The sequence below is a fragment of the Pectobacterium carotovorum genome, from assembly GCF_900129615.1.
In the GTDB taxonomy this organism is placed as follows: domain Bacteria; phylum Pseudomonadota; class Gammaproteobacteria; order Enterobacterales; family Enterobacteriaceae; genus Pectobacterium; species Pectobacterium carotovorum.
Window position 1 is genome coordinate 176,627 of the sequence record NZ_FQWI01000006.1, and the last position, 24,601, is coordinate 201,227.

Below are 24,601 nucleotides of genomic sequence, written 5' to 3' on the forward strand. Positions count from 1 at the left end.
ATGTCTTCCAGCGTCTTATTTAATTGAGACTAAATAATACGCCTCCGACAATTAAAAATTGTATATAAAGGATTTCATTACGCTTATTAATCGAGTTTAATAAAAAAACAACCTTGCGAATAATTCAAAACCCAATTAATACGCTGCCATCTTTTAGTAAAATGGCAGCGCTACGATTATCACATTATTATCATTACCAGCCTTTTACCGCGCCGCCATTAAAAATACGGTTCGCAGCCTGTTCAACTTCATCAGACTGATAGGCCTGAATAAATTTTTTGACGTTTTCCGCCTCTTTATTATTTTCACGCGTCACAATAATATTCACATACGGTGATTCTTTATCCTCAATAAAAATACCGTCTTTCGTTGGCGTTAAGCCCGTTTGCTGAATATAGGTCGTACTAATAATGGCTACCGTCACTTGCGGATCGTCCAGCAAACGCGGCAACTGTGCCCCTTCCACTTCCATAATACGCAGGTTGTGTGTGTTGGTCGTAATATCCAGCACCGTCGGCAATAAGCCCGTGTCAGGCTTTAGAGTAATTAATCCGGTCTTTTGTAGTAGCAGCAACGCTCGCCCCAGATTGGTAGGGTCGAAAGGAATCGCAATGGTATCGCCGTCTTTCAGATCGTTGATATTTTTAATTTTCTTCGAATAACCCGCCATCGGGAAAACGAAGGTATTTCCTACCGCCACCAGCTTATAACCGTGTTCGCGATTTTGCTGTTCGAGGAAAGGACGATGCTGAAAGACGTTTGCATCCAAATCGCTTTTATCCGTCGCCTCGTTCGGCAATAGCGAACCGCTGAACCCCACCAGCTCAACATCCAGGCCATACTTTTCTTTTGCCACTTTCTTCGCGACGTCGGCGACGTCCTGTTCCGCGCCGTTAATCACACCGACTTTAATGTGGTTGGCAGAGTGACTTGCGCTATCGCATGCCGTCAACACCATCGCCGCCGTAACCATTCCCGCCACCAGCGCTATACGCCATTTATTCATCATTCTGGTTTACCTGATATCGTAACTGTATTGATTTAAAGAGAAAAACAGTAACGCTCCATAATTCACCGAGTCAAATAACTCCGCGTTCTATGAATATGCATTTCATTATTCGATGAATAAGTGTGGTGATATCTGTTAAGCCGATTCCATTTTACCTATCTGCTATTGCTCGCCTCTGCATTCCCCCGCATTATGACGTTTTGATGACTTTGCATTCACACGGCGAAACCATGATTAATGTGGCTTTAGTTGACGATCACATCGTTGTACGGTCTGGCTTTGCACAGCTTCTGACATTAGAAAATGACATTCAGGTTGTTGGACAATATGCTTCGGCGGCGCAGGCGTGGCCCCATCTACTCAAACAGCCGATTGACGTCGCCGTGATTGATATCGCCATGCCGGACGAAAGTGGCCTGTCGTTATTAACCCGTCTTCGTCAGCAGCGCCCCAATTTTCGCGCCATTATTCTGAGCATCTATGACACCACGGCGTTTGTACAAAGCGCGCTGGACGCGGGCGCGGGCGGCTATCTCACGAAGCGCTGCGGCCCGGAAGAGTTAGTGCAGGCGGTTCGCGTGGTTAGCAGCGGCGGCCTTTACCTCTGCGCCGATGCACTGCACGCCATTCGCCATCAACAACAGCCACCGAAAGAGCTACTGGCGCTGACCCCACGCGAGCGGGAAATATTCAGCTTACTGATCAACGGGATTAGTGTGAAAAGCATCGCTGAACAGCTCGAACTCAGCCATAAGACCGTTCACGTTCACCGCGCCAATATTCTCAGTAAATTACAATGTGAATCCACGGTAGAGCTGGTGCACTTTGCGCTGCAACACCAACTGCTGGCTGGAAAATAAATCATGCGCCGCCTGCACGTCATTGGTATGACGCTGTTTCTCGCCTTTTTCTATAGCCTGATTTGGCTGGCGCTGTGGACCATCAGTTTCTATTTGAGCAACAACGGCCAGCAGGCGGCGCTGCTGTTACCACAAGGGCTGCGGCTGGCGTTGATGATTTTGCTGCCGCGCAAATACTGGCCAACCTTGCTACTTGCGGAAATCGCCATCCAGAGCTGGCTTATCAGCGAACAGCTCATGACGCGTTCGCTGCTGCTACTTTCCCCGTTCCTTAGCCTGATTCCGGCCATCATCACGCATAAAATTTGGCATCGCTATACGCTTTATTGGCAGCGACTCCTGCTATTACTGGCGGCGCTGACACTCAACACCGTTCTGCACGGCATCGCCATCGGCCCCTGGTTACATTCGCAGCTGACACAAACGCTGCTGGCGACGTTTACCGGCGGCGTCCTGCTGATTCCGTTCATCTATTTGCTGTACGAATACATCAAGCAGCAGCACTTGCAGACATTGCTGGCACAGGAGATCCCCGATCCGCCGCTGCGCACCTCACTGCTGATTTGGTGCTCGCTGTTTTTTTCTATCGGCGTTTGCCTGCAAATGACGTTTACACCCGAGATGGAACGCCTGCTGCTGATCTTCGTTTTTCTACCTAACGTGGTCATGGCGTATAAATTCGGCTGGCAAGGCGGCGTGCTCTCCGCCGTGCTCGGCAGCCTGATGATTGCCGTCACGCGTCAGGTGAGCGGAGCCTTCGACGATCTGCGCGAGCTGGAACTCTTTCTCTCCACGCAGGCGCTACTCGGCATTGGGCTGGGGATCGCAATAAGCCGTCAGCAACAGCTGGCACAGCGGCTCCAGCGCTACCGCCACCAGTTGGAGCAGGAGTTGAAGACCCGGCGGCGGCTTATGGAGCGCATCATCCACACCGAAGAGGCCGTGCGCAAAGACATCGCGCGCGAGCTGCACGATGACATCGGCCAAAATATCACTGCGATTCAGATTCAGGCCATGCTGGTGAAACACAGCGCGCCCGCCGATGCCGCCCAGCATGCCGCCGGACAAATCAGCGAACTGTCGCGGCGCATCCACCACACCACCCGCCAGCTTCTGCGCCAGCTGCGCCCGCCGGTGCTGGATGAAATGGTGTTAGATAAAGCGCTACATCATTTGGCAGACGAGTTTGCCTTCTCGGCTCGCGGCATCCAGTTTCAGTTGGATTATCAGATCCCCACGCCTCCGCATGATGACGTGGTGGTTTTCACGCTTTACCGGCTGGTGCAGGAACTGCTTAACAACATCAACAAGCACGCCAGCGCGACGCAGATTACCGTTCGGCTTTCCCAGCAGGATGACCTGATTACGCTCGACGTCATTGATAACGGTGTGGGCATCGCACAAAAAGACAGGCCGAACCCGACAGGCGGTGGCTTCGGCCTGCAAGGTATCGAGGAGCGTGTACAGGCGCTGGGCGGTAACTGGCTGGTAAAAGCAGCCACCATTAGCGAATCTGCCACGCCGCGCGGTACGCACATAATTGTTAACCTGCCCACAAAATTTAAACAAAAAGACGATTAGCTAGGAATTATTCCTAGTCGCCTAAAACCTTGTCTCATCCTTTTTAATTCACATCCCCCTACTCTTCTCTCAACGCGACGGAGAACCCCATGCAGGCACCCATGTTTCCACCGGGACAGCTTTCACCAACACAAATCAGCCAGCGTTATCGCTACTGGCGACCGCGGTTGTTGATTTCCATGGTCATCGGGTACGCCACGTTTTACCTGACGCGTAAAAGCATCAACTTCGTCATGCCGGTGATGCAGTTGGAATTAGGGTTAAGCAAAGGCGATATCGGTCTGCTGGGGACGCTGTTTTATCTCTGTTACGGTGCATCCAAATTTATTTCCGGCATCGTGTGCGATCGCAGTCAGGTGCGCTGGTTTATGGGTGTCGGGCTGATGATTACTGGCGTGTTGAACATTCTGTTCATGTACTGCCAGTCGCTCACGGGTTTGCTGATTGTCTGGGCGCTGAATGGGTTCTTTCAGGGCTGGGGTTGGCCGCCTTGCGCCAGACTGCTGAGCAGTTGGTATTCGCGCAATGAGCGCGGCCTCTGGTGGGGATGCTGGAATACATCGATCAACATCGGCGGTGCGGCGGTTCCCCTGCTGGCGGGCTATCTGGCCTCCGAATGGGGATGGCAGGCGGCGCTGCTGGTGCCGGGCATCATCGGCATTGTGATTGGTCTGTGGCTATGCTGGCAGCTGTGCGACAAGCCGCAGCAACAGGGGTTGCCAAGTGTCGGCCAGTGGCGGCGCGATGCGCTGGAACTGCGTCAGGAGCAACAGAGTCCACCGATGCCGATGCGCCAGATTCTGCGCGATGCGATTTTGCGGAACCGTACCATCTGGCTGCTTGGGGTTTCCTACATTCTGGTGTACCTGATTCGCATCGCACTGAATGACTGGGGGAACATCTGGCTGTCGGAGAGTCACGGTTTCAATCTGCTTAGCGCGAACGCCACGCTGTCGCTGTTTGAACTGGGCGGATTGATGGGGGCGCTGTTTGCCGGCTGGGGTTCAGACCTGCTGTTTCGTGGTCAACGCGCACCGATGATTTTGCTGTTTGCATTAGGGCTGTTTTTAACCATGACCGCGCTGTGGCTGGCACCGATTCACCACTATTCACTGCTCGCGGCCTGTTTCTTCAGTATCGGTTTTTTTGTTTTTGGACCACAGATGTTGATTGGTCTGGCTGCGACGGAATACAGCCATAAGGATGCCGCAGGCACGGTGACAGGTTTTCTGGCGTTGTTTGCCTATCTGGGGGCAGCGCTGGCGGGCTGGCCGCTGGCACAGGTGCTGCAACACTACGGATGGTCGGGATTTTTTACTCTGCTGGCGTTGGCTTCAGCCTGCATCGGACTGTTACTGATGCCGCTGCTGATGGCAGGTGTCAGCCGCCGGGAACGTTTGATGACATCAAAATAGCAATAACAACAGATAGACACCTATAAAGGAAAACATCATGAAACTGAGTACCTTAACTACCCTCATCGCCGCTGGACTGACCGTTGCTGCCGTTACCACCACCACCGCTCGGGCGGAAGGTCGCCTGGTCATTTACTGTAGCGCCACGAACGCCTTCTGCGAGGAAGAAGCCAAGGCCTTCGGTGAAAAATACGACGTTAAAACCTCCTTTATCCGCAACGGCTCTGGCAGCACGCTGGCGAAAGTCGATGCAGAGAAGAAAAATCCACAGGCTGACGTCTGGTACGGCGGCACGCTGGACCCGCAATCTCAAGCAGGTGAAATGGATCTGCTGGAACCCTATCAGTCTAAAAATCTTGATCAGATCATGCCGCAGTTCCGCGATCCGGCCAAACGTAAAGGCAACTACTCGTCTGCCGTCTACGTCGGCATTCTCGGTTTTGGCGTCAACACCGATCGTCTGAAAGAGAAAAACCTGCCCGTTCCACAGTGTTGGAAAGATCTGACCAACCCGGTCTACAAAGGCGAAATCCAGATTGCCGATCCACAAAGTTCCGGTACGGCCTATACCGCACTGGCGACCTTCTCCCAGCTTTGGGGCCAGGATCAGGCCTTTGATTACCTGAAAAAACTGAATGCCAACGTGTCGCAGTACACCAAATCCGGTATTGCCCCGGCACGTAACGCTGCACGTGGCGAAACCGCCATCGGCATCGGCTTCCTGCATGACTACTCGCTGGAAAAAGAGAAAGGCGCCCCGCTGACGCTGATCTCCCCGTGTGAAGGCACCGGCTATGAAATTGGCGGCGTCAGCATCCTGAAAGGCGCACGCAATATGGATAACGCCAAGCTGTTCGTTGACTGGGCACTGTCAAAAGAAGCACAGGAACTCTCCTGGAAGAAAGGCCAGTCCTACCAGATTCTGACCAACACCACCGCCGAAGCCTCTCCGCTGTCGCTGAAGTTGCAGGATCTGAAACTGATCAACTACGACATGGACAAATACGGCGCAGCAGACGTGCGTAAAGAGCTGATTTCCAAGTGGGTTAACGAAGTCAAAATGGGCCAATAATCTCGATTCATTGCCCTTGATTCATTGACCTTTATTGATTGCAAAACAACGGGAACACAGCGGTAAGCTCGCATTTCGCTTAACGCCGTGTTCTCAGCATCGCTAATTAACCATTACTCAATATTATTCACCAACCAATACCTGTGACGATTCAATCTCATAAAACAACTCAATATCCCTAAATAATTCGAGTTGAGTGACAAAACGTTAGCGTTTTGAACAACGCTATGCGTTGGCCCGTTAGGGCAAGGCTCATTTATAGCCTTGTAATGCGGCAACCGAGCGAATCCCCAGGAGCTTACTCAGGTAAGTGACTGGGGTGAGTAAGGGCAGCCAACGCACAGGCAACTTGAAGTATGACGGGTATAAAACTTGCACGCACCAGGGAACCATCATGTCACACACACTAACTCTTTCACCGACGCCTAAGCGGGATCCCGTTTTCCTGTGGCTGGCGCTGATTGCAGCAACATTTTTGCTGCTGCCAGCGTGGAGCCTGGATTACGGCCTGCTGGATGCCTCACGCGATGAACTGCTGGCGGCCTACAGCTGGTCGAGCCTGAATATCAGCCTGCTGTGGTTCCTGCTCCCAGTCGGGTTGCTGGCACGTCCACTGCTTACGCCCGGTCGGGAACAGCGTGGCCGCCACCGTTTTGATGCAGCTTACGCGTTGTTCTGTGCCCTTTTCGTGGTCATCAGTGCCACGGTTGAAGGTCGCGGGATGGGCTATGGCACTATTGCGCTGTTTGTCGCGCTGAGTGCGATTATTACGCTGGCGCTATCGCGGCTGGACTGGCTGGGTGGCGATCGCTTCGTCATCGGCTCGCTCATCAGCATCATCGCGCTGATTGGCGTCTTTATCCTTTACCCCAGCATCGCTATCTTCATCCCGATGTTCACCAACGACAGCGGTGAATTCGCGCCGCTGGCATTTATGCAGATTTTGGGTCAGACACATATTTTACGGGTGATCTGGAACTCATTCCTGCTGTCGGTTGCCGTCGGTATCGGCTGTACCTTCTTCGGTATGGTGCTGGCGATCTACACCTCGCGCATCGCCCGCCGTTCCGCGATTATTGGCCGAATTTTCTCTATTCTGCCTATCGTTACGCCACCGTTTGTCGTCGGGCTAGGCGTAACTCTGATGATGGGCCGCTCCGGTTACATGACCGAGCTGATGGTGGATTGGTTCGGGCTGACGAACACCAACTGGCTGTACGGTTTTACCGGCATCTGGCTGGCGCAGGTGCTCGCCTTCACGCCAATGTCGTTTATGATTCTGGAAGGCGCGATGAAGACAATTCATCCGTCGCTGGAAGAAGCGTCGTACACCCTGCGTGCCAACCGCTATCAAACCTTTCAGCGGGTTTTCCTGCCCTTGCTGAAACCGGCGCTCGCCAACTCGTTCCTGATCGTGATCGTCCAATCGCTGGCTGACTTCAGTAACCCACTGGTGCTGGGCGGTAACTTCGACGTACTCGCGACCCAGATTTACTTCTACATTACCGGGGCACAGCTAGATTACCAGTCAGCCAGTACGCTCGGCGTTGTCCTGCTGGTGTTCTCACTGGCCGTGTTCTGCGTGCAATATCTGTGGATCGGTAAACGCTCCTACGTGACGATTTCTGGTAAGTCCTCTCGGGGTGATGTGCAGCCGCTACCCGTTTCGCTGGTGTGGATCGTCAGCATCCTGCTTTATGTCTGGATTGCCTTTAACGTCCTGCTGTACGGCAGCATTTTCTACGGCAGCTTTACCGTTAACTGGGGCGTGGATTACACCCTGACGTTGGCAAACTTCAGCAAGCTGTTCGGGCAAGGCTTTAGCGACGGTGCCTGGCCTTCCCTGCTGGATACGCTGTTGTTCGCGGGTATCGCTGCGCCGATTACGGCACTGTTTGGGCTGCTTATCGCCTACATCGTGGTGCGCCAGCAGTTCTACGGCAAGAAAGCCATCGAGTTCACCACCATGCTGTGCTTTGCGGTACCGGGCACGGTTGCCGGTGTGTCTTATATTCTGGCCTTTAACAGCGCGCCGGTTTACTTAACGGGAACGGCGGTGATCGTCATCATGTCGATGGTCATGCGTAACGTGCCGGTTGGTATCCGTGCGGGTATTGCCGGACTGGGACAGTTGGATAAATCGCTCGATGAGGCGTCGCTCAGCCTGCGTGCGGGTTCGATGCGCACGGTGTTCTATATTCTGCTCCCGCTGCTGCGTCCGGCCATTTTGTCTGCGCTGATATACAGCTTCGTGCGTGCGATTACTACCGTCAGCGCCATTATCTTTCTGGTTACACCGGATACTCGCGTCGCCACGTCTTACATTCTTAACCGCGTGGAAGACGGTGAATACGGTATGGCGATTGCCTACGGTTCCATCCTGATTGTGGTCATGCTGGCCATTATTTTCCTGTTCGATTATCTGGTCGGTGAAGCGCGGATTTCCCGCACGAAAGCCAAGAATAATGCCTAAGCGGAGTGATTACCTTGAATACTGAAAAAAGCTTTGTCGAACTGAAGCACATCACTAAACGTTTCGGCAACAACACCGTCATTGATGATTTGAATCTGGCGATCCCACAGGGAAAAATGGTCACGCTGCTGGGGCCCTCTGGCTGCGGTAAAACCACGGTACTGCGGGCCGTTGCTGGTCTGGAAAAGCCGACGGAAGGCCAGATTTTCATCGATGGCGAAGACGTCACCGAGCGCTCCATTCAACAGCGCGATATCTGCATGGTGTTCCAGTCTTACGCCCTCTTCCCACACATGTCGCTGGGGGAAAACATCGGCTACGGGCTGAAAATGCTCGGTCGTCCGAAGGCGGAAATCAATCAACGCGTAAAAGAAGCGCTGGCGCTGGTCGACCTGGAAGGATTTGAAGATCGCTATGTCGACCAGATTTCTGGTGGACAGCAACAGCGTGTCGCTCTGGCGCGTGCGCTGATCCTCAAACCTAAAGTCCTGCTGTTCGATGAACCGCTGAGTAACCTTGATGCCAACCTGCGCCGCAGCATGCGTGAGAAAATCCGTGAGCTTCAGCAGCAGTTCAACATCACCTCGCTGTATGTTACGCACGATCAGAGCGAAGCCTTTGCGGTGTCCGACATGGTTCTGGTGATGAACAAAGGCAAAATCATGCAGTTGGGCGCACCGCAGGAGCTCTACCGCCAGCCAGCTTCCCGCTTCATGGCCAGCTTTATGGGTGATGCCAATATCTTCCCTGCCACCTTTACGGCAGACAGTGTGAATATCTACGGCTATCTAATTCCGCGTCCGCAGGGCTTTGCCGCCGGATTAAGCGAATCCGTCGTCGGTATTCGCCCGGAAGCCATTACGCTCAGCCATCAGGGTGACGAAAGCCAGCGCTGCACCATCACGCAGGTCGCCTACATGGGGCCACAGTATGAAGTGCAGGTGGACTGGCACGGTCAGTCCATGCTGTTGCAGGTTAACGCAACCCAGCTTCAGCCGAATCCGGGCGACAGCTACTATCTGCAAATTCACCCTTACGGCATGTTTGTGTTGTCGGAGCAGTAAACATCGAATAACTCACTATCCACCACAAACCGGGAGCGCTTGCTCCCGGTTTGTGGGCAAAGGCCGTCGAGCGGTAGTAACGGATAGATCGTAAAGACGCTGTAAACACATCCCTGTGCGCTCGGATTGCGCCATCCCTGGCTCAAACGCTTTACTCTTCTATTCCGTTACTACCGCTTTCATTCTGCACATAGGTTTGTCATCAGTCTGGCCGTTAGTATCCGCTCCCGGTTTTACTTTCTACAAACATCTAAAAACCCCTACAAACGTCAGCTTCTCTTCGGCCTGCGTTGATTACACCGGAATACGCACACCAATTACGGATTCCCTGCGCGATTTGTTATGATAATGCTCTTTCAAGTACATAATCACGCACGGAATCGCCGCGATGAAACAGAAACCCATAACACTAAATGATGTCGCCGAGTACGCTGGGGTTTCCTATCAGACGGTTTCCCGCGTGCTGAACCAAGCGCCTCATGTTTCATCCCGTACTCGCAGTAAAGTCGAACAGGCGATGGCGGCGCTTAACTACACGCCTAATCGCGTCGCCCAGCAGCTGGCAGGGAAAACCATCACCACGTTGGGGCTGGTCACTACCGATCTTTCGCTGCACGCGCCTTCACAAATTGCCGCCGCAATTAAGAGCACCGCCAGTCAGCTAGGCATTAACATCGTGATGTCCATGCTGAGCAGCCCAGATGTCAACACCTGCAATAACGCCGTTAACGACCTGCTTTCTCAGCGTGTCAGCGGCGTTATCGTGAATGTTCCGCTATCCACGGATGACGTCGCCCACATTAGCCAAACCTGTGCCGACACGCCCGTCCTGTTTATGGATGCCGATCCGCATACCGACATACTCAACGTCATGTTCGATCCCGATCACGGCGCACGCTTAGCCATCACGCATCTGGTACAGCTGGGGCATCAACACATTGCCTTGTTGACCGGGCCAATGACGTCGATCTCCGCCCGCCTGCGTTATGAAGGCTGGCTGGCCGAGCTGGAAAAACAGCAGTTGTCCCCCGCTTCGGTGCTACACGGTGACTGGAGCGCCGCATCCGGTTACCATCAAACGCTGGCCCTACTGGGGCAATCTCTGCGCGTCTCGGCCATTGTTGTCGCGAACGATCAAATGGCACTTGGCGTCCTGCGCGCGCTGCACGAATATGGCCTTCGCGTACCGGAGCAGATGTCAGTGATCGGCTTTGACGATACTCAGGACAGCGCGTATTACACCCCACCACTAACGACCATTCGCCAGGATTTTAGGCTATTAGGTAAAGAAGGCGTCACCCGTTTGCTCGACACGCTACGCGATCCTACCCAGAGCACGTCACTGCTGTTACCCACCGAACTGATCGTACGCCACAGCACCGCCGTACATTCATCAACCCACGCCTCCCTGCAAGAACTCACTAAAAACCTGTTGGACATTACACGCCAGCTACAAAGGCTGTAACCCTTTACACTGTTTGTAACCCTTTACACAACAGTAGCTTTTCACTACCGATGCCAAACCCTAACAAAATAAGATGATAAACAATAAGTTATTTATCATCTCTCGTTGGTTTATTGCGTAGCGCTTTCCAAACTCGATGTATCCCTATTCATTTTACAAACGATCTTTGTGATCGCTTCCACTTTATTGTCATGTTCCACTTTACTCGCCATATCGAGTCGATATGTTATGAGCAACAGAAATTGTGAGCGGATAACAATTTTAAAATTCAATCACAGAGATAGACTCAAAAACGTTCAGGAGCCAAGCCATCATGAGCGATACCGTTTTATCGTATCCAGCACACCATCGCGCCACGCTGCAAGAAATTCTTGCCCGACGTGATTGGGAAAACCCAGCCTGTACTCACTATCAGCGGCTCCCTGCTCACCCACCGTTCAACAGCTGGCGTAGCATGGCTGCTGCACAACAAGATGAGCCCTCTCAGCGGCTTCGTCGTCTGAATGGTGAATGGACGTTTAGTTATTTCACCCGCCCAGAAGCCGTACCGGAAAGCTGGTTACAGCAGGATCTGCCTGATTCAGATACCATTCCAGTGCCTGCCAATTGGCAGCTACAGGGCTATGACACCCCGATTTACACCAACGTAAAATACCCAATCCCCGTCAACCCGCCCTATGTGCCAGAAGACAATCCCACAGGTTGTTATTCGCTCACTTTTAAGGTCAACCACGACTGGATCAGTCGCGGACAAACGCGGATTATTTTTGATGGCGTTAACTCCGCGTTTTATCTCTGGTGTAACGGCCACTGGGTGGGATATTCGCAGGATAGTCGCCTGCCTGCGGAGTTTGATATCGGTCGCTATCTGACGACCGGAGAGAATCGGCTGGCGGTGATGGTGCTACGCTGGTCTGACGGCAGCTATCTGGAAGATCAGGACATGTGGCGTATGAGCGGTATTTTCCGCGACGTCACGCTTCTGCATAAACCGGCGGTTCACCTCAGCGATATCCAACTCACTACGCCGCTCAGCGCCGATTTCCGCCACGGCACGCTGGATATTCAGGTGAAGGCAACGCTCTCTGAAACTGAGGCCAAAAACCATCGCATCCACGCACAGCTTTGGCGTGGTAATAAGCTCATCGGTGGTACGCGACAGGCGTTCGGCAGCGATATTGTCGATGAGCGCGGTGCCTATCATGACAAATCTTTTCTCCGCATCGACGTGCCACAGCCCGACCTGTGGAGCGCCGAACAGCCGCACCTGTATCGTGCCGTCATTGCATTGGAAACGGCGGAAGGTAAGCTAGTCGAAGCAGAAGCCTATGATGTCGGTTTCAGAAAAGTTGAAATCCGCAGCGGCCTGCTGCTGCTGAACGGTCAACCGCTGCTGATCCGCGGGGTTAACCGTCACGAACACCACCCGCAGCACGGTCAGGTCATGGATGAAGACACAATGCGGCGCGATATTATGCTGATGAAGCAGCATAATTTTAACGCCGTACGCTGCTCCCATTACCCCAACCATCCGCTGTGGTATCGGTTGTGCGATCGCTACGGTCTGTATGTTGTAGATGAAGCGAACATTGAGACGCACGGCATGCAGCCGATGAATCGTCTGTCGGACGATCCCATCTGGCTGCCGGCCTACAGCGAACGCGTATCAAGAATGGTGCAGCGCGACCGCAATCATCCCTGCATCATTATCTGGTCATTGGGGAACGAATCCGGCTACGGCGCAAACCATGATGCGCTCTACCAGTGGATCAAACGCCACGATCCGACTCGCCCTGTGCATTACGAAGGCGGCGGCGCGAATAGCCGTGCAACCGACATTGTGTGCCCAATGTACGCCCGCGTTGATGAAGATCAGCCCTTCCCCAGCGTACCCAAATGGTCGATCACCAAATGGGTCAGCATGCCAGACGAACATCGGCCACTCATTCTTTGCGAATACGCACACGCGATGGGCAACAGTCTGGGAGGATTCGCCCGCTACTGGCAAGCATTCCGCCAATATCCTCGGTTACAGGGTGGATTCATTTGGGATTGGGTCGATCAGGCGCTGACCCGCCGCGACGAACAAGGCAATGCCTACTGGGCATACGGCGGAGATTTTGGCGACATGCCTAACGATCGCCAGTTCTGTCTGGACGGCTTGGTTTTTCCCGATCGCACCCCGCATCCCAGCCTGTATGAAGCCCAGCGGGCACAGCAACACATTCAATTTTTCTGGCAGGCAGAATCACCGTGTGAGCTGCGCGTTACCAGTGAATACCTGTTTCGCCATACGGACAACGAGCAGTTGAACTGGAGCATTACGCTGAATGATAAGACGCTCGCAGAAGGTTCTCTGCCGCTGACGCTCGCTCCGCAGGCAACCCAGACTCTAACGCTGCTGGAATCCTTTCCCACTGTCGATCATGCAGGGGAGCTTTGGCTTAATGTTGAAGTCGTACAGCCAAAAGCCACCGCCTGGTCAGAAGCCAATCACCGCTGTGCCTGGGATCAGTGGCAACTTCCTGCACCGCTTCATCTTCCCGAGGCACCTTACTCTGAACAGAAGAAACCTCCTGTTCTACATTCGTCCGATGCGTACTTTGACATCATTCAGGGCGAACAGCGCTGGCGCTTTAACCGACAAAGCGGCTGGCTGGAACAGTGGTGGACGGCGGATACCCCAACGCTGTTAACCCCCTTGCAGGATCAGTTTGTTCGCGCACCGCTGGATAACGACATCGGTATCAGCGAGGTCGATCGCATCGATCCGCGCGCCTGGGCCGAACGTTGGAAATCGGCCGGACTTTATCAATTGCAGACGCAGTGTGTTGCAATTCAGGCTGACCAGCTCGCCGATGCCGTGCACATTGCCACCGAGCACGTATTCAGCCATGCCGGACAGATCCTGCTACGGAGTAAAAAGCGCTGGCAGATTGATGCACATGGCGTGATGACCGTGGATATCGATGTTGATGCCGCCACGATACTGCCGTCACTAGCCAGAGTGGGCTTGAGCTGCCAGTTAGCCGACATCGCGCCTCAGGTCAGTTGGGTCGGGCTTGGACCACATGAAAATTACCCAGACCGACAGCTCGCGGCACAGCATGGGCACTGGAATCTGCCACTGGATGACCTTCACACACCTTATATTTTCCCAACGGAAAACGGGTTGCGCTGCAATACACGCACGCTGGCCTATGGCAAATGGATCATCACCGGAAACTTCCACTTTGGGTTAAGCCGCTACGGGCTAGCACAATTGATGACGTGTACCCACCATCATTTATTAGAAAAGGAAAAAGGCGTTTGGCTCAATCTGGATGGCTTCCACATGGGAATTGGCGGCGATGACTCTTGGAGCCCTAGCGTTCATCGCGATGATTTACTCACGGCCACGCATTATCACTATCGCGTCGCTCTTCAACATCATCAGCCGTATTGATATGAAAAAACAGTATTAAAAAACAACGAAAGAGAGCGGTTATTACCGCCTCTTTTCATCCTGATTGTACCCAGCAGGTATATATCCGCCGTCAAAATAAACGCTGCGGATATATACCCTAAATAATTCGAGTTGCGTGACAAAAATGTCAGCGTGTTGAACAACGTGATGCGTTGCACCTTTAGGACAAAGCCCACTACGAGCAGAGTCAACCAAGGAAACCAACACACATGCGGCTTGAAGTATAACGGGTATAATGCATATCGGAGAAAATAACATGTACTACCTACATAATAAGAATTTCTGGATATTCGGCCTGTTTTTCTTTTTCTATTTCTTCATCATGGGGGCTTACTTCCCCTTCTTCCCTATTTGGCTTCATGATATTAACCAAATAAGTAAAAGTGACACAGGGATTATCTTCGCCTGCATATCCTTTTTCGCCCTGTTATTTCAACCAATATTTGGTTTACTCTCCGATAAATTAGGATTGAGAAAACACCTGCTATGGATTATTACCATAATGCTGGTATTTTTTGCTCCATTCTTTATTTATGTTTTTGGCCCATTACTAAAATACAATATCGTTTTAGGTTCTATTGTCGGCGGGATTTACCTGGGGTTCATCAACAATGGCGGTGCACCAGCTATTGAGGCCTATATCGAGAAAGTCAGCCGCCGTAGCCAGTTTGAATTTGGCCGTGCGCGTCTGTTCGGCTGCCTCGGCTGGGCGCTCTGTGCATCTATCGTCGGTATTATGTTTACCATCAATAACCAGTTCGTTTTCTGGCTAGGTTCCGGTTGTGCCGTCATCCTCGCCATCCTGTTGCTGCTAGCGAAACCAGAGGCTTCCTCCAGTGCTCTCGTTGCCGATCAGGTAGGCTCCAACCAAAAACCGTTCAATCTGAAAATGGCAGCCGAACTGCTAAAAGAACGCAAAATCTGGTTCCTGACGCTCTATGTTGTCGGCGTTTCTTGCACCTATGATGTTTTTGATCAGCAATTTGCCAACTTCTTTACCTCATTTTTCGAGACCCGACAGGAAGGAACACGAGTATTTGGCTACGTCACCACGCTGGGTGAATTGCTTAATGCCAGCATCATGTTTTTCGCCCCGCTGATTGTGAACCGTATCGGTGGTAAAAACGCCCTGCTCATTGCTGGTACGATTATGTCAGTGCGCATTATTGGTTCGGCCTTTGCCAGTTCCGTGCTGGAAGTGATTGTGCTGAAAACGCTGCACATGTTTGAAGTACCGTTCCTGATTGTCGGCTGCTTCAAATACATTACCACAGTCTTTGAAGTCCGCTTTTCCGCGACAATTTATCTGGTGTGTTTCTGCTTCTTTAAACAGGTATCGATCATTTTCATGTCCATCTTTGCTGGCAATATGTATGACAGCATCGGTTTTCATGGCACTTACCTGATTTTAGGCGGCATTGCCCTCTCCTTTACAGCGATATCCCTCTTTACCCTGTCAGGAAAAGGGCCACTGTATGCCTTTTCCGATAAACAGAAAGCGCCGCTGAATACACTCTAGCGATGGCAGGACGCGATAAAATGCCGGTATTTGCCAAAAATATCGGCAGATTGCACATTCTCTCACCGAACAGTGCAATTTTGTGGTTTACGCCTTTGACATGCACGGCACACGCCGTTATTATGCGCCCCGTTCACACGATTCCTCTGTAGTTCAGTCGGTAGAACGGCGGACTGTTAATCCGTATGTCACTGGTTCGAGTCCAGTCAGAGGAGCCAAATTTAGAAAATCCCGCTTAAGGAAACTTAAGCGGGATTTTTGTTTTTATCCATTTATTCAATATTTTCACGTGAAAAGTGTCCCAGATACACATTTCATTCTCCTTCAGCATTGGGAGAAGGTGGTGGTCAGATTGGGGGTCAAGTTGGTTCGATAATAGTGTGACCACCATAGGTCTCTCACGACACAAAAGTCCGTAACGTAAACCCTTCTGATTACGCCTTAAGAGTCTCAGATCCATAGCATGATGACTTCGTTGTTAACGGAAAGAAGTTACCCCTGCATCTTGATGACAACTTTTCCCTTTGCATGCCCTTGGGCAAGATAGGTAAGTGCATCTTTTGTTTCAGTAAAAGAAAACACCTTGTCGACCACTGGCTTGATTTGTTCCGTTTCAAGGAGTTTGCCAATTTGGGTCAATTGAGCACCATCAGGTCGAACGAAATGGAATGTGTAGGCAGTGCCCCGCTTTTTCGAAAGGCGCATAATCTTTCGGCTCATCAGCCAGAAAACGAAAGTCAGAAAAAAGTTTAATCGCCGAGCCCGTGCGAACCCTGCATCTAACGGCCCGATGAGAGAAACAATTATTCCTCCAGGCTTAAGCGTGTTGATGGATTTTTCAATCGCGTCACCTCTGAGAGTGCCAAGTACAATATCGTAGCCACTCAGCACGTTTTCGAATTCTTGCTTTTTATAGTCAACCACATCATCTGCGCCAAGATGACTTACCCATTCGACGTTGCTTGTACTCGTGGTCGTTCCCACTGTTGCCCCAAAGTGTTTCGCCAGTTGGATTGCAAAGGTACCAATGCCCCCCGAACCTGCTGGGATCAAAATCTTCTGACCAGGCCGGAGTTTGGCGCGCTCGATCAGTGCCTGCCAGGATGTGAGGCTCACCATCGGGAGCGAAGCCGCCTGCACAAAATCCAGGTTTGCTGGTTTCATAGCCGCAGCGCTCTCAGGCACCACGGCAAATTCGGCGAGAGAGCCCGTTCCCCTATCGAAAATGCTGGCAAAAATTTCATCGCCTGGTGCGAAACGAGTCACACTGCTCCCTACTGCGATGACGACACCAGACAGGTCACTGCCCAATGTTGCAGGAAGCGTAAAATGCAGAACTGGCTTAAATATTCCGGTAGGGATCATATTGTCGATAGGATTTAGCCCCACAGCGTAAACGTTAACCAAGATTTCATCAGCGTTGAGCGAAGGATAATCTACGTCATCGAATCCCAATTCAGGATGCTTACCATAACGTTTAAACGTGAAGGCTTTCATCGTCTTATTATTCATTTTTTATTTATCCTGCCGTATCAAGCTGAAGACTATTACGCACCACGTTGTCGAGGAATTTTGCGGGCGCAAATCTAAGCAAAAAATTCAACTGGCCAGCCAATTTCCCCGCCGTGTAGCGTAACTTAGGCTGCGAACTCTGAGCCGCTTTAACGACGACTTCCGCCACTATCTCGGGGCTTTCCGCCTCAGCCATCGCCTTACCAACAACTTTCGTCAGCTTAGCCCGAATACCTTCATACTCATCAAGCTTCGCGTCCGGCTCTATGTTATTGACTTCAAACTGGGTTTTTATGTACGCAGGTTCGATCACAGACACTCTTATGCCTTGAGTCCGTAGTTCATGATCCAGTGATCCCGAATACCCTTTGACCGCATGTTTACTGGCTGCATAAAGTGCCACATACGGCAACGGAATCGTTCCCAATATCGAACCGATGTTGATGATGCGACCGCTGCCCTGACGGCGCATGTGGGGAACGACCGCTCGAGTCAACCGGACTATACCGAGGAAATTCGTGTCAAAAAGGCTCTTAGCCTGTTCGATCGAGCTTTCTTCTGCTGCCGCTGGCGCAATACCAAAGCCTGCATTATTCACCAAAATATCGATCCGGCCTTCCCGCCGCAGCAGCTCATCAATAGCGGCCTTTACGGACGCGTCATCGGTGACATCAAGCGCCAATAAAGGAAAGGAATGCTTACCGGCCTGAGAACTGCGTCGACTCGTGCCATAGACCGTATACCCCGCGGCTAATAGTTTGTTAGCCGATGCCTCGCCAATTCCTGACGAGGCTCCCGTAACAAGCGCTACACGTTTATTTGTCATGCTGAAATAAGACCTTCATAAGTGGTTTGGGGCATACTCCTCTGCAGAACAACCAAAGACTGTTATTCGCGTCCTGCAGAGTGTGACTCATTGGTTAAAGGGCTTTATATCGCTCTGCAGCTTCATCTTGTTTGATGTCTGAAAGCAAAACCTGACGCGAAGCATCGAGGGTGTCCCAGCGTGCAGCATTATGTAAAGGTGGAATAGTGACGAGTTCGCGGCGATCAAAGCCAACCAGTGCGGCATCCACTAACTCGCCCACTTCCATGAATTTTGGAGAATTACTGATGTCGATACCTGCACGGTCCCAAATTTCCGTATAAGTACCGGCAGGAAGTACCGCCTGAATATAAATGCCCTTAGATGACAGCTCTACATTCATTCCCTGAGACAGGAAAAGGACAAAGGCTTTGGTTGCGCCATAAACCGTCATCGCAAATTCCGGAGCGAGTCCGACGATGGAACTGATGTTGACGATCGACCCTTCACCCGCTTGCACAAATCGTGGTGCCACAGCACTGGCCAGTCTGGTCAGGGCGGTGACATTAAGCGCGATAAGGCGTTCTATCGAATCAGGCGTCTGCTCGGTGAAGCCGCCCGACTGTGCGATACCCGCGTTATTAATAAGAATGCCAATCTGCGCATCTTCCCGCAGGCGAGCTTCGACCACGGCTAAATCACTCGTTTGCGTGAGGTCAGCAGGCAAAACATCGACAGAAATGCCATTTTCCTGTCGCAGACGATCGGCAAGTGTCACTAATTTTGCTTTGTCGCGGGCGACCAGAACCAGGTCGTGCCCCCGGCGGGCGAACCGTTCAGCGTAAACCGCACCAATACCCGTTGATGCACCCGTAATGAGAACTGAAGCTTTAGTCATAAGTTGATCTTCTCTATTGATGTGTAAACAAAATCCGTAATGTGCGATGCAGGTAGAACCATGACACCTGCCGCTTTACTTGCTGGTCTCGGTAAGCGACGGGTAATCGGTATATCCCGCTGCACCACCGCCATAAAGTGTTTCAGGATTGAGTGAGGCCAGAGACGCGCCCGTCTTCAGCCTTTCGACCAGATCCGGGTTGGAGATGAACGGACGACCGAACGCGAACAGGTCGGCTTTGCCTTCAGAGAGGTGAGTTGAAGCCAACGTCAGGTCATAGCCGTTATTACCAATGTAGGTATTTTTAAAGCGCCGGCGCAGAGAATCGTAATTAAACGGTGATGCATCACGCGGGCCGCCCGTAGCACCTTCAACGACGTGGAGATACACGATGCCTAATGCATTGAGTTGATCAGCGACGTAGTCATATTGTGGCTGCGGATCACTGCAAGAAATCGCATTCGCAGGGGAAACGGGGGAAATGCGCACACCCGTGCGATCTGCACCAATCTCCTCTTTAACCGCCGCCGTGACTTCTAACAGCAGGCGCGCACGATTCTCGACAGAGCCGCCGTACTCATCCGTACGCTGATTGGCACCGTCTTTAAGGAACTGTTCCAGCAGGTAGCCATTCGCACCGTGAATCTCAACACCATCAAATCCAGCGGCAATCGCGTTGGCTGCTGCCTTCCTGAAATCGTCGATAATGCTCTTTATTTCTCCCAGTTCGAGCGCACGTGGCTCAGAGACGTCCGAGAATCCATTGTTCACAAACGTTTTAGTCTCGGCACGAATGGCTGAAGGGGCAACTGGCGCTGCGCCATCAGGTTGTAAGTCAACATGGGATATACGCCCTACGTGCCATAGCTGTACGAAGATATGTCCGCCTTTGGCATGAACCGCGTCAGTCACTTTACGCCATCCTTCAATTTGCGCTGGCGTGTAGATCCCTGGGGTATCTTGATAACCCTGCGCTTGTGCGGAGATCTGCGTAGCTTCAGTAATCAACAGACCTGCTGTGGCACGCTGCGCGTAATACGTTGCTGCCAGCTCGCTGGGTACCAGACCTTTTCCTGCACGATTGCGTGTCAACGGTGCCATCACAATGTGGTTGGCGAGCGTTAATGGCCCAAGGCTATAGGGTTGGAATAATTGTCGGTTCGTCATGTTTGTTCCCTTGATAGTGATTTGTGAAACGCTAAACATAATGATGATGATCGTAATCTAAAAAGTCAAACGGTTTGATTACGATCATCATCAATGTATACTTGTGACATAACTTTTTAAGAGAGGACCCTAAAGCGATGAAAGTTTCGAAAGAGCAGGTTCGCGAAAATCGAATGCGTATCGTTGAGACGGCCTCAGTGCTGTTTCGTGAGCGGGGGTATGACGGCGTGGGTATAGCAGAACTCATGTCAGCCGCAGGTTTAACGCACGGCGGATTTTACAAACACTTTAGCTCCAAGGCAGATTTGATGTCGGAGGCGATGAGTTGCGGTTTTTCACATTCGATAGAAAATACCGTGGGTGTCGATATGGCGGGTTTTGTAGAGCAATATCTCTCTCGCAAGCATCGTGATTCGATGGGAAATGGCTGTGTGATGTCAGCGCTTGGTGTGGATTCAGCACGCCAGTCAGCATCAATTAAGGAAAGTTTCGCGGCTGGAATTGAGAATCAACTGGCAGCATTAGAAAACGAGAACGGGTCGGGAGACGACGTGCGTGCCGAAAGAATTAGCGCCCTTGCTCACCTTGTTGGCGCTCTGATGTTATCGCGTGCCTGCCCAGATGATTCCGCCCTCGCCGATGAGATCCTCGCGGTTTGCCGCTCACGAATTCTCAATCAGGAAGCACAATCCCCGGCAAGTGATTAATCCTTCTCAGATTTGCCGGCGAGTGACCTCCTTACAGAAGTGCGGAAAAATAACGGGCAATTCTCAGTGTGGCTGAACTTATTCCTGCAGGAAATTTTTAAGCTGCTCAGAGAATTTCAGCGGTTCCTTCAGATGCAGGAAGTGATCGCCGTTTTCATTTTTACCATAAATCAGCGCCTGACCATCAGGTACGGTTTCCGCGATCCAGCGCTGACTTTCCACCCAGTTACTGTGTTCACCGGACACTACCAGTGTCGGACGCTGGATTTTCCAGGAAAACACATCTCGCCAGTCGTTCAGAATGTGATCGAACAGAACATGTTGAAGCGCAGCCATATCCGATGGCACAAATTCTTCAGCAAATTTGTGTGAGTTCTCAAACGCGGGTGCACCGACAATAGTATAAAAATCAAAAATATCGGTGTTCACCGCAAGGCGATTGGATGGCCCTTTACCGTAATACATAGCAATCATGGCTTCGGCAGATATCGTAAATGCTCCGGCCTTCACCCGCTCTTCTTCGGTCCAGTCACTGTGACAATAGATTGATGGCGGTTCATCAATAAACACCAGTTTTTCAATTTTACTGTCACCATATAAATCGATATAGCTCCAGATAACGGAACATCCCATCGACCAGCCACAAAGATGTGCCTTTTCAATATTAAGTGCAGTGAAGAAATCGTTCACATCAGCAGACAAGCGAGAAATACGATTGCCAAACATCACCTTGTCAGACAAGCCGTGGTTACGCTGATCCAGCACATACACTTCATAGTCTTCTTTAAGAAGGTGAATGAGATTGATGTACTCAGCCCCATGAGAGGACCATCCCGGAATCAAAACGAGCGGCGTACCTTGACCAGCCTTCCAGTAGGAAAGTGACACGCCATCGTTAGTCTGAAATGAACCAATCTCCAGACCTTCCACATCTGAGAGCTTAGCGGGTAGCCCCTGGATAGCATTAGGAAAGTCGAAATCTCGTCCAAAGTGTTGCAGTGCAGTTCTACGCATAATTCTTGCCCCTTCTGGCTTTTAATAGCCTGTTGCCTGAAAACAGATACATTTTACTGAGCCAATTCTTTAGTATGTAGAGCAGAAAATGAAAGTAGCCCTTCCATATCTGAGAGGAAGAAATATTGGATCTGAATGCGCTTAACATGTTCGTCATGGCCGCCCGGAGTGGAAGCCTGACTGCTGCTGCCCGAGAGAACAACATCCCGCTGCCGACCCTGAGTCGCAGGATTCAAGATCTGGAAAAAGAGCTCAAGGTGCTACTGCTCGAACGAACAGCGAAAGGCTGCAAGGTAACGGAAGCTGGGAAAAGATTACTTAACCACGCAAGCTCTGCGATGGATATCCTTAACGACGCTGAACAGTTTATGGTGCCAGATCATCCTCATATCACCGGACGGCTGCGTTTGACGCTTCCCCAGTCTATGGGACCCTGGTGGGAAATCATCAGGCAGTTTCAGCAGACATACCCACGCATTGCGGTAAATGTGTATTCCACCGAGAGAAGAGTGGACCTGATATCCGACGGGGTCGATGTTGCATTACGGGTGGGTACCATCTCCGATGATTCAGTGGTTGCACGACATTTAATGGATTTTCGCCATATTCTTGTTGCCAGCCCGAGATTACTGAACGCGTCACCGCCCCTGCGTGAACCATCTGACCTGATAAAATTCCCTTGTGCTGCCTGGGGATCCATTATTGACGCCCGCCCTGTATGGATGCTGGGCAACCACGCTTATGACGTCTCAGCCGTATTGACGGTTAATGATTATCTTCATTTGCGAGCAGGTGCCCTTGCCGGGGATTTCATCACCGAATTACCGGCGTTTTTCGCTGCTGAATATATCAAAAGAGGAGAGCTGACTGAGCTGCTTCCAGAGTACCCGCTGCCCTATTCCTCTTTGCATCTGGTATATAAAAAGCAGCAGCACATCTCTTCAACGGCCAGAGCCTATATCGATTTTTGTACAGCGCACATCGCCGTATTATCAGAACAATGTCACGTTCCGCCTGACGCTCATTACAAGTAAGAATGAGTCATATATTGTGTTGCCTGACTCAAAACGCTGCCCATTAAGAAAAAAATCCGGCATGTTATAAACGTCCCTAAACGCTAAAAAGTTACGCCTCACCGAGCAGAACAGTTAATCATGTAATACCGAGGTTTTAGAGTATTAACGATTTAAAAATGAGAGAACGCCGCCATCAGTAAACACCGTGGCAGCGTTCTCTCGATAAAATTAATGGCCGTATTTAAAATTAAAACCTAATGCGTCACCCGTCGTATCGTATTCGCGGAAGTTGTAGATCAAAGGCTTCCATTTTGACGAGTCGATGACATCATTTGATCCTAATAGCTCGCTCTCCACCCAGACATTCACAATATCCAGTTCGACAAGAATAAAACGCCCTTTGTCCGTCGTGCTAACGGTCTTACATTCCGCCTGAATAGGACATTCAATCACCCGGGGCGGCGTAATATCGGTAGAGGCTTCAGTATGAAGGCCGACTTTGGAGAATTTATCGTGGCAGACCTGAACGCCCCATTTAATCTGACCTTCAGATAGCGCATCGCTTCCGGTTAACTTACCCAGTGCTTCAACTTTCTCCCACAGTTTGTAATCAGGAATATTGATGACAACATCAGAGCCGGATAATAAATTACTGTAGGTTTTACTTCCTTTCGTGACACCGATAATAATTTTATCGCCGAGGGAAATTGATGACGAAATAGACGCAACATTGACTTCTCCGTTGCTATTATCCGTCGTCGTAACAAGAAAAACCGGGAAGCCATAATAAAACGAACTGAGTTTTACGTTCTTTTTCATTTGAGTTCAGACCTCATCATAGAGTGGCGTTATATTTTTTCATTTCTACTCTTTTGATTTCCCTTTAACAATAACTCTAACTGAGTAGCCGTAAGGATGATTTATTCAATTCAATATCCCTAATAAGTAGACCATCAAAAAATAACTTAATGTAACTATTCCTTGATGTTAGTTTTTACCTCAACACATCGACGGAGAAAAATAACCGACGTGGGAAACATGAACCCTTGGTAAATTGATCCTTGATAATACGGCCTTTCCGCGAAGTGTTGCGATATTGTAAAAAATTAATGAGCAGAAAATAATTCACAAACATTAAAAGAGGTATATGATATACACCATATGGTTTTTTCCTTCCCACCCTGCAATGTGGCTGGGTAAAGCATGAGGTTTAAACATGGAACGAATTGTTATACCCGCGAATTATGTTCATACCCGAACAACGCCTTTCTGGACAAAAGAAACAGCCCCGCCGTCTATCTGGAAACGCCATTTGGATGCAGGGACGCGGCAAGGCGTCTACCCACGCTTGTGCGTGATGCAAGGGACGATTCGTTATTATGGCTACGCGGATGAGACAAGTACTGAGCCCGTCGAAACGCTAACGATCGAAGCCGGACAATTTGGCGTATTTCCCCCAGAGAAATGGCACAGAATCGAAGCGTTATCTGATGATACGCTATTTAACGTGGACTTTTATGTCGATCCAAAAATTTTGATAGAAGGTTGAGGTAAACAT

The 24,601-nt window shown here is 50.9% G+C and carries 19 protein-coding genes and 1 tRNA gene; 13 read left to right on the plus strand and 7 right to left on the minus strand.

Annotation, left to right across the window (positions count from 1 at the left end; all coding sequences use genetic code 11):
- Nucleotides 1-193: 193 nt before the first annotated feature.
- Nucleotides 194-1,009 (minus strand): MetQ/NlpA family lipoprotein, encoded by an 816-nt coding sequence (locus tag BUB06_RS13860; RefSeq protein WP_039473669.1) that lies wholly within the window; start codon nucleotides 1,007-1,009, stop codon nucleotides 194-196.
- Nucleotides 1,010-1,239: 230 nt separating this feature from the next.
- Between BUB06_RS13860 and BUB06_RS13865 the strand changes: the two genes are divergently transcribed.
- The 10 genes from BUB06_RS13865 (at nucleotide 1,240) to BUB06_RS13910 (ending at nucleotide 16,142) form a co-directional block, all read left to right on the plus strand.
- Complete coding sequence (locus BUB06_RS13865) at nucleotides 1,240-1,869, plus strand: response regulator transcription factor (RefSeq protein WP_010285873.1); 630 nt, start codon at nucleotides 1,240-1,242, stop codon at nucleotides 1,867-1,869.
- A 3-nt stretch (nucleotides 1,870-1,872) separates the two neighbouring features.
- Entirely contained in the window at nucleotides 1,873-3,450 is a 1,578-nt protein-coding gene (locus BUB06_RS13870; protein ID WP_039473670.1) for an MASE1 domain-containing sensor histidine kinase, read from the plus strand.
- Nucleotides 3,451-3,539: 89 nt separating this feature from the next.
- Nucleotides 3,540-4,865: an MFS transporter family glucose-6-phosphate receptor UhpC gene (gene uhpC, locus BUB06_RS13875; protein ID WP_010307031.1), complete on the plus strand. Its 1,326-nt coding sequence runs from the start codon at nucleotides 3,540-3,542 to the stop codon at nucleotides 4,863-4,865.
- A gap of 37 nt (nucleotides 4,866-4,902) precedes the next feature.
- Nucleotides 4,903-5,937: an ABC transporter substrate-binding protein gene (locus BUB06_RS13880; RefSeq protein WP_010307028.1), complete on the plus strand. Its 1,035-nt coding sequence runs from the start codon at nucleotides 4,903-4,905 to the stop codon at nucleotides 5,935-5,937.
- A gap of 394 nt (nucleotides 5,938-6,331) precedes the next feature.
- Nucleotides 6,332-8,410, plus strand: a complete 2,079-nt coding sequence (locus BUB06_RS13885) for an ABC transporter permease (RefSeq protein WP_010307024.1) — start codon at nucleotides 6,332-6,334, stop codon at nucleotides 8,408-8,410.
- A 5-nt stretch (nucleotides 8,411-8,415) separates the two neighbouring features.
- A complete protein-coding gene (gene fbpC, locus BUB06_RS13890; RefSeq protein WP_039473674.1) occupies nucleotides 8,416-9,474 on the plus strand; it encodes a ferric ABC transporter ATP-binding protein in 1,059 nt (352 codons plus the stop codon).
- Nucleotides 9,475-9,862: 388 nt separating this feature from the next.
- Nucleotides 9,863-10,939, plus strand: coding sequence for a LacI family DNA-binding transcriptional regulator (locus BUB06_RS13895; RefSeq protein WP_039473676.1), 1,077 nt, complete (start codon nucleotides 9,863-9,865; stop codon nucleotides 10,937-10,939).
- A gap of 313 nt (nucleotides 10,940-11,252) precedes the next feature.
- Nucleotides 11,253-14,384 carry a beta-galactosidase gene (locus BUB06_RS13900; RefSeq protein WP_039473679.1) on the plus strand — a complete coding sequence of 1,044 codons (3,132 nt, stop codon included), beginning with the start codon at nucleotides 11,253-11,255 and terminating at the stop codon, nucleotides 14,382-14,384.
- A 277-nt stretch (nucleotides 14,385-14,661) separates the two neighbouring features.
- Nucleotides 14,662-15,924: an MFS transporter gene (locus BUB06_RS13905; RefSeq protein ID WP_039473900.1), complete on the plus strand. Its 1,263-nt coding sequence runs from the start codon at nucleotides 14,662-14,664 to the stop codon at nucleotides 15,922-15,924.
- A 142-nt stretch (nucleotides 15,925-16,066) separates the two neighbouring features.
- Nucleotides 16,067-16,142, plus strand: a tRNA-Asn gene (locus BUB06_RS13910).
- Between the two features lie 274 nt (nucleotides 16,143-16,416).
- On the opposite strand, the gene BUB06_RS13915 is transcribed toward BUB06_RS13910, so the two are convergent.
- The 4 genes from BUB06_RS13915 to BUB06_RS13930 form a co-directional block, all read right to left on the minus strand.
- Nucleotides 16,417-17,436 carry an NADP-dependent oxidoreductase gene (locus tag BUB06_RS13915; protein WP_039473681.1) on the minus strand — a complete coding sequence of 340 codons (1,020 nt, stop codon included), beginning with the start codon at nucleotides 17,434-17,436 and terminating at the stop codon, nucleotides 16,417-16,419.
- 7 nt (nucleotides 17,437-17,443) lie between these two features.
- On the minus strand, nucleotides 17,444-18,262 hold the full coding sequence (locus BUB06_RS13920) for an oxidoreductase (RefSeq protein ID WP_039473683.1): 819 nt from the start codon (nucleotides 18,260-18,262) through the stop codon (nucleotides 17,444-17,446).
- Nucleotides 18,263-18,356: 94 nt separating this feature from the next.
- The gene (locus tag BUB06_RS13925) at nucleotides 18,357-19,139 is read right to left on the minus strand and encodes an SDR family NAD(P)-dependent oxidoreductase (RefSeq protein WP_010304766.1); all 783 of its coding nucleotides are present in this window, start codon (nucleotides 19,137-19,139) and stop codon (nucleotides 18,357-18,359) included.
- Nucleotides 19,140-19,214: 75 nt separating this feature from the next.
- On the minus strand, nucleotides 19,215-20,306 hold the full coding sequence (locus BUB06_RS13930; RefSeq protein WP_039473686.1) for an alkene reductase: 1,092 nt from the start codon (nucleotides 20,304-20,306) through the stop codon (nucleotides 19,215-19,217).
- A 137-nt stretch (nucleotides 20,307-20,443) separates the two neighbouring features.
- Between BUB06_RS13930 and BUB06_RS13935 the strand changes: the two genes are divergently transcribed.
- Nucleotides 20,444-21,013, plus strand: coding sequence for a TetR/AcrR family transcriptional regulator (locus BUB06_RS13935; RefSeq protein WP_010304761.1), 570 nt, complete (start codon nucleotides 20,444-20,446; stop codon nucleotides 21,011-21,013).
- Nucleotides 21,014-21,091: 78 nt separating this feature from the next.
- Here the strand turns inward: BUB06_RS13935 and BUB06_RS13940 are convergent, their stop codons facing one another.
- Nucleotides 21,092-22,027, minus strand: a complete 936-nt coding sequence (locus BUB06_RS13940; RefSeq protein ID WP_039473690.1) for an alpha/beta fold hydrolase — start codon at nucleotides 22,025-22,027, stop codon at nucleotides 21,092-21,094.
- Between the two features lie 125 nt (nucleotides 22,028-22,152).
- On the opposite strand from BUB06_RS13940, the gene BUB06_RS13945 reads away from it, so the two are divergent.
- Nucleotides 22,153-23,061 (plus strand): LysR family transcriptional regulator, encoded by a 909-nt coding sequence (locus tag BUB06_RS13945; RefSeq protein ID WP_039473693.1) that lies wholly within the window; start codon nucleotides 22,153-22,155, stop codon nucleotides 23,059-23,061.
- 210 nt (nucleotides 23,062-23,271) lie between these two features.
- Here the strand turns inward: BUB06_RS13945 and BUB06_RS13950 are convergent, their stop codons facing one another.
- Entirely contained in the window at nucleotides 23,272-23,862 is a 591-nt protein-coding gene (locus BUB06_RS13950) for a flavin reductase family protein (protein ID WP_039473696.1), read from the minus strand.
- 397 nt (nucleotides 23,863-24,259) lie between these two features.
- Between BUB06_RS13950 and BUB06_RS13955 the strand changes: the two genes are divergently transcribed.
- On the plus strand, nucleotides 24,260-24,592 hold the full coding sequence (locus BUB06_RS13955; protein WP_039473698.1) for a TehB family protein: 333 nt from the start codon (nucleotides 24,260-24,262) through the stop codon (nucleotides 24,590-24,592).
- The last annotated feature ends 9 nt before the right edge of the window (nucleotides 24,593-24,601 follow it).

What these genes read in the sequence shown, in the direction of transcription:
- BUB06_RS13915 (WP_039473681.1), bottom strand. Translation starts at nt 17,436, where the DNA reads ATGAATAATAAGACGATGAAAGCCTTCACGTTTAAACGTTATGGTAAG.
- BUB06_RS13900 (WP_039473679.1), top strand. Translation starts at nt 11,253, where the DNA reads ATGAGCGATACCGTTTTATCGTATCCAGCACACCATCGCGCCACGCTG.
- BUB06_RS13940 (WP_039473690.1), bottom strand. Translation starts at nt 22,027, where the DNA reads ATGCGTAGAACTGCACTGCAACACTTTGGACGAGATTTCGACTTTCCT.
- BUB06_RS13950 (WP_039473696.1), bottom strand. Translation starts at nt 23,862, where the DNA reads ATGAAAAAGAACGTAAAACTCAGTTCGTTTTATTATGGCTTCCCGGTT.
- BUB06_RS13930 (WP_039473686.1), bottom strand. Translation starts at nt 20,306, where the DNA reads ATGACGAACCGACAATTATTCCAACCCTATAGCCTTGGGCCATTAACG.
- BUB06_RS13870 (WP_039473670.1), top strand. Translation starts at nt 1,873, where the DNA reads ATGCGCCGCCTGCACGTCATTGGTATGACGCTGTTTCTCGCCTTTTTC.
- BUB06_RS13905 (WP_039473900.1), top strand. Translation starts at nt 14,662, where the DNA reads ATGTACTACCTACATAATAAGAATTTCTGGATATTCGGCCTGTTTTTC.
- BUB06_RS13880 (WP_010307028.1), top strand. Translation starts at nt 4,903, where the DNA reads ATGAAACTGAGTACCTTAACTACCCTCATCGCCGCTGGACTGACCGTT.
- uhpC (WP_010307031.1), top strand. Translation starts at nt 3,540, where the DNA reads ATGCAGGCACCCATGTTTCCACCGGGACAGCTTTCACCAACACAAATC.
- BUB06_RS13865 (WP_010285873.1), top strand. Translation starts at nt 1,240, where the DNA reads ATGATTAATGTGGCTTTAGTTGACGATCACATCGTTGTACGGTCTGGC.
- BUB06_RS13920 (WP_039473683.1), bottom strand. Translation starts at nt 18,262, where the DNA reads ATGACAAATAAACGTGTAGCGCTTGTTACGGGAGCCTCGTCAGGAATT.
- BUB06_RS13935 (WP_010304761.1), top strand. Translation starts at nt 20,444, where the DNA reads ATGAAAGTTTCGAAAGAGCAGGTTCGCGAAAATCGAATGCGTATCGTT.
- BUB06_RS13885 (WP_010307024.1), top strand. Translation starts at nt 6,332, where the DNA reads ATGTCACACACACTAACTCTTTCACCGACGCCTAAGCGGGATCCCGTT.
- BUB06_RS13895 (WP_039473676.1), top strand. Translation starts at nt 9,863, where the DNA reads ATGAAACAGAAACCCATAACACTAAATGATGTCGCCGAGTACGCTGGG.
- BUB06_RS13925 (WP_010304766.1), bottom strand. Translation starts at nt 19,139, where the DNA reads ATGACTAAAGCTTCAGTTCTCATTACGGGTGCATCAACGGGTATTGGT.
- BUB06_RS13955 (WP_039473698.1), top strand. Translation starts at nt 24,260, where the DNA reads ATGGAACGAATTGTTATACCCGCGAATTATGTTCATACCCGAACAACG.
- BUB06_RS13860 (WP_039473669.1), bottom strand. Translation starts at nt 1,009, where the DNA reads ATGATGAATAAATGGCGTATAGCGCTGGTGGCGGGAATGGTTACGGCG.